The sequence below is a fragment of the Luteibacter aegosomaticola genome (genome assembly GCF_023078475.1).
In the GTDB taxonomy this organism is placed as follows: domain Bacteria; phylum Pseudomonadota; class Gammaproteobacteria; order Xanthomonadales; family Rhodanobacteraceae; genus Luteibacter; species Luteibacter aegosomaticola.
Genome location: NZ_CP095741.1, coordinates 2,387,582 through 2,405,387, shown reverse-complemented (window position 1 = coordinate 2,405,387; position 17,806 = coordinate 2,387,582). Strand labels below are relative to the sequence as shown.

General features: G+C 64.2%; 13 protein-coding genes. 4 read left to right on the top strand and 9 right to left on the bottom strand.

Annotated features, from left to right (window positions below; genetic code table 11):
- Positions 1-6 precede the first annotated feature (6 nt).
- Positions 7-753 (top strand): hypothetical protein, encoded by a 747-nt coding sequence (locus L2Y96_RS10495; RefSeq protein ID WP_247336571.1) that lies wholly within the window; start codon positions 7-9, stop codon positions 751-753.
- A 51-nt stretch (positions 754-804) separates the two neighbouring features.
- Here L2Y96_RS10495 and L2Y96_RS10490 read toward each other — a convergent pair whose 3' ends face one another.
- From L2Y96_RS10490 to L2Y96_RS10475, 4 genes are read right to left on the bottom strand one after another with little or no spacing between them, the layout of a single operon-like run.
- Positions 805-1,188, bottom strand: coding sequence for a VOC family protein (locus L2Y96_RS10490; RefSeq protein ID WP_247336569.1), 384 nt, complete (start codon positions 1,186-1,188; stop codon positions 805-807).
- Positions 1,189-1,247: 59 nt separating this feature from the next.
- Complete coding sequence (locus L2Y96_RS10485) at positions 1,248-2,024, bottom strand: helix-turn-helix domain-containing protein (RefSeq protein ID WP_343218447.1); 777 nt, start codon at positions 2,022-2,024, stop codon at positions 1,248-1,250.
- A gap of 13 nt (positions 2,025-2,037) precedes the next feature.
- Positions 2,038-2,880 carry a S1 family peptidase gene (locus tag L2Y96_RS10480; protein WP_247336563.1) on the bottom strand — a complete coding sequence of 281 codons (843 nt, stop codon included), beginning with the start codon at positions 2,878-2,880 and terminating at the stop codon, positions 2,038-2,040.
- A gap of 25 nt (positions 2,881-2,905) precedes the next feature.
- Positions 2,906-3,682, bottom strand: coding sequence for a class I SAM-dependent methyltransferase (locus L2Y96_RS10475; RefSeq protein WP_247336560.1), 777 nt, complete (start codon positions 3,680-3,682; stop codon positions 2,906-2,908).
- Positions 3,683-3,901: 219 nt separating this feature from the next.
- Here L2Y96_RS10475 and L2Y96_RS22965 point away from each other — a divergent pair, with 219 nt between their 5' ends.
- Positions 3,902-5,806 (top strand): methyl-accepting chemotaxis protein, encoded by a 1,905-nt coding sequence (locus L2Y96_RS22965; RefSeq protein WP_283248882.1) that lies wholly within the window; start codon positions 3,902-3,904, stop codon positions 5,804-5,806.
- A gap of 12 nt (positions 5,807-5,818) precedes the next feature.
- Here L2Y96_RS22965 and L2Y96_RS10460 read toward each other — a convergent pair whose 3' ends face one another.
- Positions 5,819-6,748, bottom strand: a complete 930-nt coding sequence (locus tag L2Y96_RS10460) for a LysR family transcriptional regulator (RefSeq protein ID WP_247336557.1) — start codon at positions 6,746-6,748, stop codon at positions 5,819-5,821.
- A 95-nt stretch (positions 6,749-6,843) separates the two neighbouring features.
- Between L2Y96_RS10460 and L2Y96_RS10455 the strand changes: the two genes are divergently transcribed.
- A complete protein-coding gene (locus L2Y96_RS10455; protein WP_247336554.1) occupies positions 6,844-7,458 on the top strand; it encodes an FMN-dependent NADH-azoreductase in 615 nt (204 codons plus the stop codon).
- A 7-nt stretch (positions 7,459-7,465) separates the two neighbouring features.
- Here L2Y96_RS10455 and L2Y96_RS10450 read toward each other — a convergent pair whose 3' ends face one another.
- Together L2Y96_RS10450 and L2Y96_RS10445 are read right to left on the bottom strand one after the other, a co-directional pair.
- Positions 7,466-8,494, bottom strand: a complete 1,029-nt coding sequence (locus L2Y96_RS10450; RefSeq protein WP_247336551.1) for a metallophosphoesterase — start codon at positions 8,492-8,494, stop codon at positions 7,466-7,468.
- 52 nt (positions 8,495-8,546) lie between these two features.
- Positions 8,547-9,437 carry a TOBE domain-containing protein gene (locus L2Y96_RS10445; protein ID WP_247336548.1) on the bottom strand — a complete coding sequence of 297 codons (891 nt, stop codon included), beginning with the start codon at positions 9,435-9,437 and terminating at the stop codon, positions 8,547-8,549.
- 80 nt (positions 9,438-9,517) lie between these two features.
- Between L2Y96_RS10445 and L2Y96_RS10440 the strand changes: the two genes are divergently transcribed.
- A complete protein-coding gene (locus L2Y96_RS10440; RefSeq protein ID WP_247336545.1) occupies positions 9,518-11,977 on the top strand; it encodes a TonB-dependent receptor in 2,460 nt (819 codons plus the stop codon).
- Positions 11,978-12,022: 45 nt separating this feature from the next.
- On the opposite strand, the gene L2Y96_RS10435 is transcribed toward L2Y96_RS10440, so the two are convergent.
- A complete protein-coding gene (locus L2Y96_RS10435) occupies positions 12,023-14,746 on the bottom strand; it encodes an autotransporter outer membrane beta-barrel domain-containing protein (protein ID WP_247336542.1) in 2,724 nt (907 codons plus the stop codon).
- A gap of 96 nt (positions 14,747-14,842) precedes the next feature.
- Positions 14,843-17,431: an ESPR-type extended signal peptide-containing protein gene (locus L2Y96_RS10430; RefSeq protein WP_247336539.1), complete on the bottom strand. Its 2,589-nt coding sequence runs from the start codon at positions 17,429-17,431 to the stop codon at positions 14,843-14,845.
- Between the last annotated feature and the right edge of the window lie 375 nt (positions 17,432-17,806).

Sequence of the window (17,806 nt, the reverse complement as noted above, 5' to 3'; positions counted from 1 at the left end):
ACGACGATGCAAACCGCCCAGCCCAAGACTTTCCCAGCCCGCACCCTAAGCTTCGCCGCGTGCCTCCTGATCGCCACGGCCAGCTTCACAGGCCAGGCGCAGGAAGCCACCCACATGGCCCCGGTTGACGCCTACCTGATGGACCGTACCGCCGAGATCAACTTGGCCAGGAGCGCCGCGCCACCCTCGATCGCCAAAGATGCCACCGTCCTGGTGCTGACCCGCAAGGGCTATGAAACGGCGGTAAAGGGCACCAACGGCTTCGTCTGCTACGTGGGCCGCGGCTTCGGGGGCGCGCCTGACTGGCCGGAACGCTGGGACCCGAAGATCAAGGCCGCCGCGTGCGACAACCCCTCAGCCGCCCCTACGATGACGGCACTCCTCAAGCTGCGCACGGCCATGACCCTCGCCGGGAAGACGGATGCCGAGGTCATGGACCGCATCAAGACGGCCCTACGGACCAGGGAGATCCCACCGCTGGCGGCCGGCGCGATCTGCTACATGATGTCGAAGAACGCCTATCTTTCGGCCCAGGGCGACCACAACATGGCCCACCTCATGTTCTACGTCCCGGAGAAGGACGGCACGACCTGGGGCGCGAACCTGCCCGGTTCGCCGGTGATCGGCGGCAATTACTGGTACCTGATGCCAGGACACGAGGCAGAGGCTGCCGCGCTACCGCCCATTTCAGTCTTCCTTGTTGCGACGAGCACGTTCTCAGACGGAAGCCCGGTGTCGCCCCACGCCATGTGACCCGACGTCACCTTTCGACACTGTGCCGCGGGCGACACGTGCGCCCGCCGGTCACATAGCGGAACAGATCTCGATCACGAACCCGTTCAGGTCGCGCAGGTGCCCGACCTTCTGCCCCCAGGGCTTTTCTTCGACCGGACGCACGAGTGCCGCCCCATGCTTCACCGCGTGCTCAAAAGCCAACTCGGGATCGTCTGCAACGAAGCAGATCTCAACAGGCGGTGCCGGCTGTGCAGCATTCGGCGGCGTCACCTGCAAGCCATTAGCCTCGGCCATCGACAGGTGCGCGAAGGCGAGAACCGTGCCGCCGGTCTCCATCTCGGCGTACATCCCGCTTTCGTGGATGAAGCGACGCGTAAGACCGATGGCCTGCTCATAGAATCCCACCGTGGCAGCCACGTCGGGCACGTAGAGAATCGTATAACCAAAGCGCATCAGAACATCTCCAGGAAGGGTCGGCGGAGCATAGGCATGGTGGGAGCGCGGCGATTGAATTAATCGGCCAAGGGCAGCGTCACCAGCGTGGCCGGGGGTCGGTCACCGGGAGTGAATCCCCCGTGGCGCCTGAACTCTCGCGTCATATGTGCCTGATCGCTATACCCACCTTCAATGGCAATCTCCGCCAGACTCCCCTGGCTGCCGGAGTCCAGAAGGCGCATCGTACGTTGGAAGCGCATGACAGACGCGAACTGCTTTGGCGTCAGTCCGATCGCGTCGTGCATTTGTCTGCGTAAGGTACGTTCAGGCACGCGAAGCTCTTGGGCAAGCAGGGCGACTGAGGTACGGCCGCCGCTGCTGTGGATCCGATCGATGGCCGTGAGAGCTGCCGGAGCCATGCGTATGTGCCGGGATGCGACGACGAGCGCCAGCTTGCGCATGGCTGTTCGCGCCACCGTCATCTGGCTGGCGTCCAGAACCGCAGCCACCTGATCGGGCAGCACCGCACGTGCCTCCTGTCCATGCAACGCATCGTCCGCCAGGCGCGTGGGCGGCACACCGAGACACGCCCCATAGCCAGGCTTGAATCGGATACCCATAAAGACCTGCGCTTCCCGGACCGGAACAGTCGTCGGCACGCTCGACGCCCCGATGATCATCACGGTGGGCTGTGTCAGGCATCCGTCCGGGCTGACCTGAAAACGAACGATCAGGTCCATTCGACCGTCCGGGAGGACCACATAATCGCCGTCCACGGACACTGTCGTTTCCCAACAGGCCTCGACGCGAGGCGGCGCATCCACTTGCTCGGAATAGAAAAAGGCTGGTGTCATACCGAAGGCGCTGTTACTTGCCGGACATCACACTGTCAATCCACTGGGAATAGTGTGAAACGCGAACGGCATTCACGACGACGCCGTAGAGGCCCTCGACGAACGGCTTCTTCGGCGTCCATTCCTTCCAGAACGGATGGTCCTTGGGATATCGGCTCCACGAAGCTAGCCCGACAAGCTGCCTCGCGCTCCCCGTCCCCACGAGCAGTGGGCCACCACTATCGCCGCTCCCGGTGATGCCCTCGAGCGGAAGGGCCGCCGGCGGCGGATCGAAGCGATAAGAGACGTACCGGTCATCGGCGCCAACGATCACATTGAACGCATGCCGCAAAACGGTGCGGTGCGCGCTACCTGGATCCTTTCCCATGGCGCCATTGCCGCTAGCGCCCTTCCCCATCAGCTCCACCGTCATGCCAACCTCCTCATGCCCGCGATAAAGCGGCACGGGAGCGACATCGGTAACCGGTGACACGAGCTCAATCAGGGCGATGTCATTGGACGCGGCAAGGAAATCATAGATTTTGGATAGATCACCCGAGGCCAACGCCTCCGTGGCGATCTCGTTCGGTAGCTTCTTGTACCCGGGATAGATAACGACACGTGCAATCCGCCGCGCCACGCCACCGATGACCACGTCAGAATCCATGCCCGGCATCTGCATAGGCGCCGCGTGTGCGGCGGTGACGACCCAGCGAGGGGCAATGAGCACGCCATGCCCCTCGTCGGGCAAATCGGCCAGGGCGGGAAGTTCCGATGCCGAGGCTCGATATTTCGCTTCATCAACGTCTGCCCGGGTGATGACGGCGCCCGCAGCGCTTGAAACCACCCAAAGGCAAACAGCGAGAGTCCACTTCATTCCATCATCCTTGTAGTCCTAAGTTCTATTTCGCGGGCTTCTTGAACCGAAGCATGAAGCGATCCGTCTTGCCCTTCACCGCCGGGTCAAACACCTTCAACGAATGATCGTCCGCGGCATTGGCCAGCACCGATGACTCGCCATCCAGCACGAACCCGGCCTTCTCGACTTCGGCCTTGACCGTCGCCGGATCGATCCGGTGCAGGTCTTCCGTGTTCTTCAGCCCCTGCCCCTTTGCCGCGGCGTGGTCGACGATCACGTAGTAGCCACCTGGCTTCACCAGCTTGAAGATCGCCTGGTTGAAGCCATCGACGCTCGCGCCCTTCATGAAGCTATCGTGCATGTCGTGATAGTTCTCGAACGTCCAGACGACGTCGAACTTATTGAACATATCGGGCGGCGGCTGCTGAGCGAGCGGATCCGAAATCTCCTGCACGTTCCCGTAAGCGGGCTCCGCACCGATGGCCTTGGCGAGCGCCACCGGGTCGCTCTTGGCGTCGGCGATCTCTGCAGGAACATAGGCATAGACCTTGCCCTTGGCACCGACGACCGGCGAGAACAGACGGCTCCAGTAGCCGTGGCCGGGCCACACGTCCATCACGGTGTCGCCGGCCTTCACCTTCGAGAAAGCCACCAGGTCCGCGGGGCGCCTGACCGCATCCTGCTCCGTGTCACTTGCCGGCCGGTGCGTGTCTGCCACGGCGGCCGCGATGGTCGCCTTGGACGGCGGCGGTGCGGCGGATACAGCCGCCGAGGAAAGAACGGCCGCGGCAATGGCCACGGCAAGAAGAGTGGACTTCATGGTTCGCCTTCCCTCGGGCACGCAGCCCTGTGTTGTGCGGAAGCCAGAGCCTAATGCCACGCTGCGACGACCGCCATATCCCGGTCGCCACTGCCCGGACGCGTGCCGGCAAGCTGGCTCAGCGGCCATGAGATTTTTGCCCTGCTCAAGAAATCGCTCAAGACGGAAAAATCTTCGCCGATAGAGCAACTTCCCGCCTACCGTCGCGCACCGCACCCCATGACCCCCTTCCGTTCCACCCAGTCCCGCGCCATTGCCTTCCTGGCGGCTTATTTCATCCTGCTGGTCGCGCTCACCCTGGTAATGATCCACGTGTTCATTACCCCGGAACTGCGCAAATCCGAGGCGGCGCTGGTCAGCCGTAATGTCAACGAGATCGGCGTGGTCATCACGACCAAGCTCCACCAGGTCGAAGCCCAGCAGCGCAGCATCACGCAAACCGTGCCGCTGATGGACAGCGCCGCGATCGACCGCCTCCAGCCGGGCCTGGTCGACCAGTACGGCGATCCCGACGTCTTCGGTGGCGGCATCTGGCCCCTGCCCTTCAAGCGCGACCCGGCCAAGGAGCGCGACAGCACCTTCTACGCCCGCGATGCCTCCAACCACCTCCAGGTGAACACCCACTGGAACGAGCCCACGGCACTCAAGTACTGGGAACAGAGCTGGTACAAGAACGGCCTGGATGCACCCAAGGGCCATTGCCTGTGGGCGAATGCGTATAAGGACGACGCGAGCGCCCAGCCGCGCACCAACTGCGCGATGGCGATCTACAAGGGCAATGACGTCTTCGGCGTCGCCACGATCGACGTGACGCTGGGCTTCTTCAATCACCTCGTCGCCGACATGGAGAAGCGGGTCAACGGCCAGATCCTGATCGTTGAAGCCAATGGCACCATCGTCAGCAACAGCACTTACATCAAGGACGATATCGTCCTGAAGAAGCTCTCGGACGTTGCCGCTTCGTCGCCCATGGTGGCGGAAGTGGCGCGCGCGATGCCGAACCTGAAGAATGCGCCGCTTGAAGCGGACTACGACGACAACGGCGCCCACACGCTCTTCGTGCAGCCGATCACCGGCACGCCCTGGTACATCGCGACGAGCCTGCCCACCGCACTTATTACCCAGCAGAGCTCGCAGATCCTGACGCGCCTGGCCGAAGTGCAGCTGCCGCTCGCGCTGTTGCTGGTCGTGGCGCTGATCATCGGCATCCGCCTGCTGATGAAGCAGCTCGGCGTCCTGCGCGACAACATTGATACGTTGAATTCGGGCGATGCCGACCTGACCCGCCGCCTCCCGGACGGCAGCGGCAGCGAATACAACGCCGTGGTAGCGAGCTTCAACGGTTTCGTCGAGCGCCTGCAGGGCATGATGCGCCAGATCAACCACAGCACGACGGCCATCGCCTCCGCGGCGACGCAGATCGCCAGCGGCAACATGGACCTCTCGCAGCGCACCGAAGAACAGGCCAGCTCGCTGGAAGAAACCGCCGCGTCGATGGAAGAGCTGACCGCCACCGTGCGCCAGAACGCCGACAACGCGAAGCAAGCCAATACGCTCGCCCGCGATGCCGCCAGCGCCGCGCAGCGCGGCGGTGAAGTGGTCGGCCAGGTGGTCGTCACCATGGACGCCATCAGCGCTTCCTCCTCCCGCATCAACGAGATCGTCAGCGTCATCGACGGCATCGCGTTCCAGACGAACCTGCTCGCATTGAACGCTTCAGTGGAAGCCGCGCGCGCTGGCGAACAGGGTCGCGGCTTCGCGGTCGTCGCGGGCGAAGTCCGCAATCTTGCACAGAGCTCGGCCACCGCGGCCCGCGATATCAAGCAGCTGATCGCCGGAGCAAGCGAAGACGTCGCGCGTGGCGCCGAGCTGGTGAGCCATGCCGGCACGACCATTCGCGACCTCACCGCCCACGTCGGCCACGTCGCCACGTACATGGACGAGATCATGGCCGCCAGCCAGGAACAGAGCCAGGGTATCGACCAGGTCAGCCGCACGGTCACCCAGCTCGACGACATGACCCAGCAGAATGCCGCGCTTGTGGAAGAAGCGGCGGCGGCTGCGAAGGCCATGGAAGACCAGACGCATGCGCTGAAGGCAGTGGTCGGGGCTTTCAGGCTCTAAGCCCAAAACGCGTTATTCCGCGACAAGCTTATCCATCACCAGGTGACGCCAGAATTCCGCCAATAGCCAACGCCCCGCAGGCCCTGGCGGCCTGTGGCGCGCGTGCGCCGCATAGATCGCCAGGCCTTCGGGCGGCGTAGGATCTTCGGCGAGTTCAAGGTATTGCAGCTGACCGGCGGCGATAGGTGCTTCAACGAGATGCTCGGGCATGCGACACCAGCCGAAGCCGGCCAGGAGGAAATCCATGCGTCGGCCCAGATCGACGAAGCGCCATAGCCGCGAGCTCGAAAGGCCATAGTTGCCACGCTCCGTGTCCACGGGATCCGAAAGCACGAGTTGCACATGCGGCTCGAGATCACCGCGCGTGGCGGGACGGCCGAGCGACGCCAGCGGATGGTGTGGCGCGACGACGGGGCGCATGCGCACGCGCATCATCGCGCGTGCCGTGACGTCCTCAGGCACCTCGGGCAGGAGCAGGCAGATGCCGATGGCGGCGGTTCCATCACGCAACCGTCGGAGCGACCCACCGAGCCCTTCGGTCGAGAACGTGACTGGCAGGTTCGGGTAAGCCACCGCCAACCCGCGCAGGCTCTCCATCAACGGTGCGGTCGGCACGAGCGGATCGATGGCGATCACCAGCTCGGGTTCAACGCCCGTGCGGGCGCGCGCCGCCGCGGCCTCAAATCGTTCGGCGCTTTCCAGCACCGTGCGCGCCTGGGCCACCAGCGCACGGCCGGTTTCGGTCAACACCGGCCGGTGCCCTGCCCGGTCGAACAGTGAGACGCCCTGGAGCGACTCGAGCGTCGCGATGGCCTGGCTGATCGCCGATTGCACGCGGCCCAGCTTGCGCCCTGCCGCGGAAAAACTGCCGGTGTCGACGATCGTCACCAGGATCGTCAGCTGGTCGAGCGTCAGGCTACCGATCACACCGATCCCATCCATCAACTATTTCGATGGAAAATATCACTATTTAATCGCTTCTGCCGCTGGATGCGCTTGGCTACCGTGGGCTTCCCGCACACACCACGAGGTACGCCATGTCCCACCTGCTCGTCATTGAAACCAGTGCTCGCGGCGAGCGCTCCGTCTCGCGCCAGATGACCCGCCGGTTCGTGGACCGCTGGCGGAAGGCCGACCCGAGCGGCACCATCGTCACGCGCGATCTGCCGACCACAGGCCTCACCTTCATCACGGCGGAGTGGCTCCAGGCCTACTTCACACCGCCTCACCTGCAGACCGCCGAGACCCAGCGTGCCCTTGGCCTCTCCGACACGCTGATCGCCGAACTCCTCGCGGCCGATCACCTCGTCATCGCCACGCCGGTCTACAACTACAACGTGCCGTCGTCACTGAAGGCATGGGTCGACCACATCGTCCGCAAGGGCAAGACGCTGGGCTTCGATGGCAAAGGCCTGGTAACCGGCAAGCGCGCGACGCTGCTCATCGCTTCGGGCGGCGTCTACACCGAAGGCTCGCCTATCCGTGATTTCGATATCGCCACGCGGTACCTGAAGGTGATCCTCGGCGTAATCGGGATTACCGACGTCAGCGTGGTGGCAGGCGGCGGGGCCAAGGCAGTGGATCTCGGCGAAACCACGATGGAGGCGTTCGTCGATAACCTCGACGAACGCATCGAGGCAGCGTGCGCCTAACGCTCGCTTAAAGCCCGTCGAACACCAGCTCGCGCTCAGGCCAGCGCAGCGCACCAAGGCGGGTCTGGAACGGCCCGCCCTTCAACCGCTCCTGGAAGCGGCGACCGACGGAGTAATCGATGCAGTAGACGTTCTGCCGGGCACCTAGCGGCTCATCGAAGGGCGCGCCGTCGAACAGGTCCGGGCCGGCTTTGCCAAAGGCCGCACGATCCACGGGTACGGGCCAGCGCCAGTAATGGCCCATCACCACCGGGACATCGCTTTCGTATTCGTTCCACCACGCGACGCGCTCGACCATCCGCCATTTGCCGCTCGCGTAGAACGGCGCGGCGGTCGCGCGCTCCACGCCCGAGGTGACCACACGTAGTGGATTCGCCATCTGCCTGGCCTGATCGAGCGTGGCGATGTTAGGCAACATGGGAATCCGCGCGGACGCCTCGTGCAACAGCGCGCCGAACTCGGCCTGCTCGGTCTCCGCCGCGGCGAATATGCCCTCGGCATGCAGGCGATCGTGCAGCTCTTCTTCCCAGCGTTCAAAGCTGATCGAGGTGTCGCCATCGGCCTCGGTACGCACCAGGCCGATCACATCCTCCTGCCAGCACGCATGCACTACGCGAAGGCCCGGGCCTTCCAGCGCGACTGGCAGCGAGCTAAAGAAATCGAGGATCGGCGAGCGCATGTCGGCGGGGACGGTTGCACAGTTGAGGAACTTACCTTCTTCCTTGTCGTGGTCGTGCTCGAAGAACCAGCCGTTACCCTCCCTGCGCTCGCCGCGCAGGATGTTCAGCTCGTGATTGCCCAGCACGCATTGCGCTTGCCCTGCCTCTACCAGACCGGCGACAAACGCGACGACCGCGGGGCTATCCGGCCCGCGATCGCAGAGATCGCCCACGAAGACCAACCGGCGCCCGTCGGGATGATGTCCCGATTCGCTATAACCGAGGCGCTCCACCAGGTCACGCAAGGCATCGATTTCGCCGTGAATATCGCCAATGAGGTCGATCGGCCCATCCATGAGCGGTGCGATCAATGCCATGGGTTACCCGTGAGGTTTGAGGAGACCATGGATCATAACGCGGGACGGCGCCTCAGTCGGTCACACCCACGATCACCGACGACGCATCGAAGATCGCCAGCACGGCCGTGCCTTCGGCCAACCCGAGCGCATCCACGCTCTCTTTCGTGACGATCGCGGTGATGGAGCCGCCACCGTCCAGCGCCACGCTGATTTCGGAATTCACCGCACCGAGCTGAATCCCCGAGACCTTCCCGGCCAGCTGATTGGGTGCCGACAGGCGCCCTTCCCCCGGCAGACCGAGGATGATCCAGCTCGCCTTGATCAGGGCCACGACCGGTCGGCCGGGGGCGAGGGCCAGTTGTTCCGTACTTTCACGAGTAACGGTAGCCACCACGCGGGCGCCGCCGGTGGTCGTGATAGCGATGCTGTCGTTGACGACGCCTTGCTCGACGCGATCGACGGTCCCGGCCAACTGGTTTCTTGCGCTGGTTCGCATGGTCAGGCGCCTCAGGAGATGGATGTCATAGGCCACGTCCTCACCGAACGAGGCCAGCTGCTCAACGAACTGCCGATGGGCGGATTCGATACTGCGGAAGGAGGCGATCAGACGCTCGGCCCGGGGCGTGAGCGACGCCCCGCCGCCCCCTTTGCCCCCGGTCGAACGCAGCACCAGCGGCTCGCCCGCCAGGTTGTTCATCGCCTCGATCGCGTCCCAGGCACCCTTGTAGCTCATGCCAGCCGCCTTGGCCGCAGCGGTGATCGAGCCGGTCTGGCCCACCTGAACCAGCAGGGCCACGCGGTCGGCGCCACCCCAACGCCGGTCGCCTTCGGCGAGCCATAGAGAGCCTTCGAACTGGAGCATCGGGTCGTCCATGGGAAGGATGCCGGCAGTGTAACCCTCTCCCCCGCGGCGCCGCAGGCCCCGGCCAGCCGCAAGCGTTTGCGGAAGGGGCTGATCCATGCAAGTCTCCCGCAATATAGTTCGATATATAGCGGTCAGGGGATCGTCGTTCCGAGCACATTGCCTTGGGGGAGAACTGTATGCGTCGTACGCCTTTGGTCGCCGGCATCGTGCTGTGCCTGGCCGCTTTTACTGCCGCCGCGCAGGACGCGCCGCCCAAGGACAAGGATAAGGACAAGGACACCCCGACCACCCTCGACAACATCACCGTCACCGCCCGCCAGCGCGAGGAGAACCTGCAGAAGGTGCCCATCGCCGTGTCGGTCGTGGAAGGCGAATGGCTCGATCGCTCGTATACGGTGAACACCCAGCAGCTCAGCCAGCTCGTGCCAGCGCTGTATTACAACTCGGCCAATCCGCGTAATACCGCGTACACCATTCGCGGACTGGGTTCGAACACGCTCTCAGTAAGTGCGGCGAACGATGGCATCGAACCGGGCGTGGGCTTCTATGTCGATGGCGTTTACCACGGCCGCCCGGCAACTGCCGCGTTCGACTTCACCGACATCGACCGGATCGAAGTACTGCGCGGGCCACAGGGCACCCTGTTCGGGAAGAACACGACGGCCGGCGCGATCAGCATCACCAGCCGCGAGCCGACGTTCGTACCCGAAGGGAACGGCGAGATCTCTTACGGCGAGAATGGCTATCTCCAGGCGAAGGGCAGCGTCTCTGGCCCGCTTAGCCAGACCGTGGCAGGCCGTCTCTCGGCTCAGTACACCGAGCGGGATGGCGTGCTGCACAACGTCGCCACCGGTAAGGACGAAAACTCGATCAAGAACTACGCGCTGCGCGGGCAGCTGCTGTTCAAGCCCGACGACAGCCTGAACGTACGACTGATCGGCGACCTCTCCAGCCTGGATTCCGATTGCTGCACGCAGAACTACCTGCGGGTGGGCAAGAGTCTTCGCGGTGCCGCGCGCCAATTCCCGGGCCTCTCGGCCAACCTCGCCGCCCACGGCTTCCCGGCCTATACGCCACCCAGCCGCGACGTCTACGACCGGCTGACTGATATCGATGCGCCGCTGCACATCGATACGCAGGACGGCGGTGTATCGCTCAATGCCGACTGGAACGTGGGCCCGGTGACGCTGACATCGATTTCAGCGTGGCGCTATTGGAAATGGGATGTCGCCAACGATCGTGACTACATTGGCGTACCCATCCAGACCGTGCAGCGAATCCCCTCGCGCCAGGATCAGTACAGCCAGGAGTTCCGGGTGGCCTCGAATGGCGATGGACCCTTTAGCTACGTGGGCGGCCTCTACTTCTTCACGCAGGAGATCAATGGCCATCCGATCAGCGTGTACGGCCCCGCCGCCACTTACTGGCTGGTGAGCACCACGAGCTTCCCGGGCATGCCCGACAATCTGGCCGACGGCTATGGCCAGTACGGCGACTCCCATTTCAAGATGAAGAGCTACGCGGCCTTTGGCGAAGTGAACTACAAGTTCACCGACCGCCTGACGGGAACCGTCGGCCTTCGCTACACCTACGAAGACAAGAACGGCGCGTACTCAACGACGGTTTCCGGGGGCTTGCCCACCACGCCAGGCTCTGTCCAGGACAACGCGAAGCTCTCGCTCTTCCGACCGCAGAGCTATACGGCGTCGGACAACGGCGGCAACCCGTCGGGCCGTGCCAACCTCGCGTACCAGTTCACCGATCGGATGATGGGCTACGTCGGCTACGCCTATGGCTACAAGTCGGGCGGCCTCAACATGTCCGGCCTGCCGCTGGATGCCTCCAACAATCCGGCCATCGCCACGGCCGTGATCAAGGACGAAACGAACGCCACGTGGGAAGCTGGCTTCAAGTCGTCGTGGTGGGAAGGTCGTTCCACCCTGAACCTTGCGGCGTATCACACGACGGTCAAGAACTACCAGGCGAATGTCACCTCGAGCATCGAGACCGCAGCGCTGCGCACGTATCCGTCGAATATCCCCGAGGTGAAGGTGAAGGGTGTCGAGGGTGACTTCGCCGCCTTGCTGTTCAAGGGCTTTACCCTGCGCGCGTCGTTTGCCTATGCCGATGGCAAGTACAGCGATTACCCGAAGGGCCCCTGCCCGCTCGAATGGCAGAACCCGAACGCCGCGGGCGGGTGCCAACCCTTGAACCCGCCGGCCAGCCTGGCCATCAAGACCTCGAACCCGCGGGGCAACCCCGACACCCCCGGTGCCTACGTGTTAACGGGCTTGCCGCTGGCCGGCCTGTCGAAATGGGTAGGCTCCATCGGCGCGGATTACGAGATGCCGATCTATACCGGTGCGCTGCTGTTCCACGTCGACGTGAACGCACGCAGCGACTACAACAGCGACACGACCAACTCGATCTACACGCGGATCGCGGGTTATGCACTGACCAATGCGAGCATTGGCTACCGGTTCAACGACAACTGGGAAGTCGACGTCTTCGCCAGGAACCTGTTCAACCGCGACTACATCACGGCGCTCACGATCCAGACGGGTAATTCCGGGCTGATCCTGGGCCAGCCGAGTGATCCCCGCCTCGTCGGTGTCACCTTGCGGGCTAGCTTCTAAGCCAGCGTTACGGGAGCCGTGCGCGGCTCCCGTAACGTCGTGGTGTCAGAAGGCCCAGTTCACACTCAAACGACCCGCCTGATCCTTCGCCGCACTGGCGAACTGGCCTTGCCACGAGGCCTCGATGGTCACCGCGGCCGTCGGCATATAGCGCAGCCCGAACGTACCCACGCCAGCGTTCTTCGCGATCGGCGTGCCCATCACGTCGAACGCATCGCCGCCGGTGACAAATCGCTGCTTGCTCGTCGTATCCGTATCGCCGGACGCATGCTGCCAGGCGAGACTGCCGAAGATGCTGAAACGATCGTCGTCGCCGAACGATGTCTGGCCACGCAGGCCAAGACTGCCGTAGATCAGATTGCTCTTTTCACCACTGACCTTCAACGCGGCGTCTGTACCGTGCTCGGTCAGCGCATCGGTGCGAAGCTGCTGTGCCGCCACATTCACAAATGGCGAGAGTGCCGCGCGGTCCCAGCGGATGTCGTAGGCGCCTTCGACGAAGCCCTGCATCGAATGCGCTGTCAGGCTGCCGCTCTGTCGACCGGCCAGCCCTTCCAGATCGACGGTACGGTGGGTATCGATGCCGTAACGGGAATACAGGGCACCCGCTTGAATCACCACGTTGCCGACGTGGCCACCGCCATACAGCGCCGCGGTGAGCGAGTCGCCGTTGGTTGAGCCGTTCTTCGCATTGGCCGAGATGTGGCCGGCCCCCAATGCGAAACCGATACGCGACTGCGTGGTCAGGCCGGTATCCGCGCCGACGAACAGGCCGCTACCGTTGCTATCCAGCTTCAGGGCATTGCCGTCGCCATCGTGGTGGCCGCTATGGCCCCACGCCGACGTCCAGGTCGCCGTGTGATCTTCGGTTTCGTCGGCGAACTGGGTCAGCAGGTGCTGGTTGATCGCGTCGCGCTTATAGCGATCGTCGTCGGCGATCGCGCCACGCAGGTTCGCATGGATCTCGCCGGAAAGCTGATCGTAGGCCGCACGGGCCGCAGGCGCATCCAGCTTCACCACGGTATCGAAGACCGGATGATCTTCACCCTGCGACTCGATCGCCGCCGCCGTCGCGCGCTGGTTGCGCGTGCTGCCGACGTCCACGAACTGGACGTCGTTGCGAACCAGTGTGAGGTTCACTGCATTGGCGGTATAGGCCAGCTCCGGGGTGAGGAAGGCGAGGTTGCTCGTGACGCCAGCGAACGTGCCGCTCACGCCGCCCTTGGCGTCGAGGATCGTGTACGTACTCGAATGGCTCCACGGACCCACCGCGCTGCCCAGGCTCACGACCGAGCCGCCTTGCAGGGTCGCCTTCCCACCGACCTCCAGCTGATCGCTGTGGCCCGTACTATCGAGGTCGAGTGTGTACTGCGTGCCCGCGGCGACGCTCAGGTCACCCGTGACACTTAGCGTGCCGATGGTGCCCGCCCCGGCCGGCGACACCGTGGCGCCGCTCTGGAGGGTGACGTTGCCGGCGTGGCCCGTGCCCGCGAACGTGCTGCCAGTGCCAAATACCGCGGTACCGCCCAGTGCCCCGTCCACCTGCAACGTACCGCCGCCCACGGTCGTGGTACCCGTGAATGACGCGCTGTCGCCGGTGAACTGCAGCGTACCTTCGCCCAGTTTGGTCAGTGTGCCCGCGCCCGTCAGGACACCGGTAAAGGCCGACGCATCCGATCGATTGAACACGAGGTCACTGTTGTTCACGACATTGCCCGCGAGTGAACCGCTGGTGCCGCCGTTGCCAATCTGCAGCGTGCCGCCGTCGATGCTCGTCGTGTCCACGGCGCTGTCACCCGTAAGCACCAGCGTGCCCGCACCTGCTTTGTGCAGGGTGCTGCCCTGCCCGCTCACGCCGCCACTGAAGGTTGCGTCGTTGCCGTTCGTGTCAAGCGTCGCGTCGCCCTGGACCGCGATGGCATTCGCCAGGTCGAGCCCGCTGGCTGCGAGCGACACGTGACCGCCATTGGCCAGGGTCAGTGCGCCGGTACCGATCGCCCCGTTTGCGCCGATCTGCAGATTCCCCGGCACCATCGTTCCGCCGGCATAGTCGTTAGCACGGTTGAGCAGAACCGTGCCCGTACCTTGCACGGTCAACGCACCCGATCCCGTGATGTCGCCCTGCCAGTTGAACGTGTTCCCTGCATCGTCGATTTCCAGCGCGCCACCGGTGCCCAGCGTGAGGGTGCGGTTCGTCGAGGCGTACGTGGTGCCTGTGATCGAGAGTGCGCCGCCCTGCAACGTCACGCCGTTAGCCAAGAGGCCAAGGTTCAGATCCGACGAGACCTGCAGCTTGCCACCGGAGATCACCGTCTCGCCCGAGTAGAAGTTGGCGCCTGCGAGCACGAGCGTCCCCGCGTCCGCCTTCTCAAGACCCTGGGTGCCGTCAAGTGCATTGAACAAGACGGCAACCGTGGACGCCCCGCCTGCGGTGCCGTCACCGACACGAATGACGGGCATCGTGCCGTCATTGGTTGTGAGCACCAGAGAATCGCCGGTCAGCGCGTAGCCATCCGACAGGAATTGCATGCCGGTCGCCGCCACGAAGCCATCGGTGTTATCGACGGCGACCGAGCCTGATGCACCCCCGAAAACAGCGAAGCCCGGCTGCGGCGTCATCGGACTGTTGAGCAGCGAGCCCTCTGCGTTCGTCCAGTTCGCCGAGGTCGTGGACCAGGTGCCACTACCGCCGCCCATCTGTGCCGCCGAAGCCATGCCGTTCGCATTCCAGAAGGTCAGCGTCAAACTGGCGTTGTCGATCAGGTTCACCTGGCGATCGCCGGTCAATATCTGCAGGGCGAGTGAACGACCCTGCGGTGCAGCGCCAAGGAGCAGCGCTCCGTTGGCCAGGCTGAGGTTGCCCGACTAGCTGAAGAGGTTATAGACGCCGTTACCCATGCCTCCGGCGTTGATCACGTTGAGTGTCGCGCCGTTCAACGCCACATCCCCATCGACGACGACCCGATCGCCCTGGCCACCCGAGCCAAGCTCAGCGTTCAAGGTGCTGCCTTGCGCGAGCGTGAGATTGCCGTCGATCGTCAGGGTACCAATCGAATTGCCCGGCGAAAGCGTGCCACCGGCGAGTACGTTCACATCGGTATGGATCGTGCCGTGGCCACCCAGCGCGCCACCGTTCCCGACGGTGACACCCGCAACACCACCCGTGGAGGTTCCGCCGAGGATCGCTGAACTGTTGGCCGCGCCGCCCACGATCAGGCTACCCGCCGTCACCGTGGTTAGTCCGCTGAATTGACTGCTATCGCCTTCCAGCACGAGCTTGCCCGCGCCTTTCTTGACAAGCGCACCCGATCCGCTGAGATCGTAGGCGTAGGTGATGTCGTCGGCGTGGTTGAACGAAAGCGTGCCCGCGTTGGCCACGTTGCCGGCGATTGATCCAGTGGTTCCGCCATCGCCGACGGCGAGGCCAGTAGCTGCGTTAAGCGATATCGTGCCGGCCGAAAGCGCGCCGGTAACCACGGACGTTCCAGGCAATAAGACCGCCAGCGACTGCGCATTGACCGACCCCGTGAAGCTGACCGGCACGCTGCTCGCGAGCGAAATGCTTTGCCCCGTCAGGTTGCCGACTGCCTCGATCGCATTGCCGACGCTATCGAGTGTGATGTTTCCGAGAGCGCTTCCCGCCAGGGAACGCGTTGCAAGGCTACCCGCGACCTGCGAGATGGAAGCGCCACTCAAAGCTAGCGTGCCGCTGGCGTCCACGTCACCACTTAGCACGAGAGCACTGCTATTGCTGTGGAAAGACGCATCGCCAGTGGCATGGATCGTGTCGAGCAGCAATGCGCCATCCGTCACGATGCTGATATTCCTGCCAGACGCGTCGACCTGTCCACCAAAAATGTTGTCGGTGTTGGTCAGTGTGATGTCGCTGCCAACCGCATCGAAACGACTAGTGCCGGCAAGCACGACCGGGCCGGTCGAAGAGATGTTGCCGCCGGCTGTGACATCCAGGTCATTCGAGCTCGCGATGCCGCCGAACGTGATATTCGAGCCACTGTTGAAAGACGTGGCCTCGTTAAGAATGAGCTGGCCGGTGTAAAACTGCTCGCCCGTGGTCCGCACCGTACCGGCCGTAAACGTCGCCCCCGGATGCGAGAATATGAGATCGCCGTCGAGGTTGACGTTGCCCAGGGTCAGCGTGCCTGAACCACTACTGCGAAGATGGCCAACACCGCTGATGTCACCTGTGTTGATCGAGCTCGTATTTGTGGTGGTGCCGAACGTGACGCTCGCGTCGTTGCCGTCCAGCTTCACGCCATCCAGGGACACGGCGGCATCCGTCGAGACACTGCCGGTCGCGCCGCTACCGAACTCCACCGCGCCTTGCACCGTGGAGCCCGCGAGCAGTGTGAGCGCATTGTTCGTACCGTTGAACACGACCGCCGACGCATGATGGCCGTCCGCGGTAGCGCCGCCGGCCAGGGTCCCCTCGTTAACGATCGTTGCTGCGGACTGGCTGACGACCGCCGAACCCGAAGCACCGTTTCCCGTGGCTGCGCCCCCGCGGATCACACCGGTGTTGGTGAGGGTCAAGCCCGTCCCGAGCGCACGGATCCCTGCGCCGGACTCGCCCGCGCTTCCACCGGCAACGCCACCGCTACCACCCGCTCCCCCGGCACCGCCCATGACGGAGCCCGCGTTGGTGATGTGCGCACCGTCGCCCATGACTAGGATGCCGTCACCGCCGCCGCCACCCCCACCTCCCGTGGAGACGCCGGATACCGCGCCATCGCCACCGGCGCCGCCGGCACCACCCGTGATCGACTGAGCCGCCGTCAACGTCAGGTCGAACCCCGATCCCACCGCCGACACGAGGCCGGCGCCACCACCACCGCCGCCACCCGCACCATCAAGTAAATATTGCGCGCCACCTGCTCCGCCCGCGCCGCCCGTGATTGACGTGCCGGTGAAGGTGTACGTCGCGGCCGCTGTGTAGACGCCGGCGCCACCGCCGCCACCGCCACTAGGCGCGAGGCCACTGCCTTGCGAGCCATCGCCGCCGGGCCCGCCGACTATCGCCGCACCGGCGCCCCCCACCGAGCCACCCGTCCCACCGAGGGTTGTCATCCCTTCGTCGGATGCGGTACCCGTTGCACCGGCACCGCCCACTCCCAACACCGCGGAAGCGCCGCCTGCCGTGGCGTACTCCTCGGTAGTACCCTGCGGCGCCCCGCCGCCCATGCCGTTACCGGCGCCGCCCCCGCTGCCCGGAAGTACGGAGCCGCCGCCGGAACCGCCTGCCGAGGCGTCCTGCGCGAATACAGGCATGGCCACCACACACAGGCCAGCGGCCAACAAGGCCGACCACAGCCGGCTGCAGCGCGGCGGCGCGATCGCACCGCTGGCCGGCTCCGAGCCGCTACTCGACGCCAGTTCCGACACTACCTGCACGACGCGCAGGGCCTTGTTCCATACGAGACGGTATGTGCGATTCATTCGGTTTTTTCCCCTGAGATACGGTGGCTCTATGTCTCAGTGCGCAAACCGAACGGATATCCAGTCACGCGCGCCACGCCTTGCTTCAGAAGAACGTGACGCAGCCCGCACGCCCTGCGAAGAAATTACTTGCCGAAATCAAGTAATGTGCACCATTTGGCCGTCTATACCTCTATCGCAAAAATTCGTATAGACATCACATGTCCACTGCGTTACATCTTACGCACGCCCATTTAGATCGAGATAAATGGGCCGTTGCGTGACGGGGCCTGGGTTAAGGGGCGGGATCGTTCGAACAAAACATGGACACGACTTGCAGTGCCCAACCGGGTGCCGCGAGGCGACCTAGTGCTGCCGTCTTCCTGGGGTTTGGCT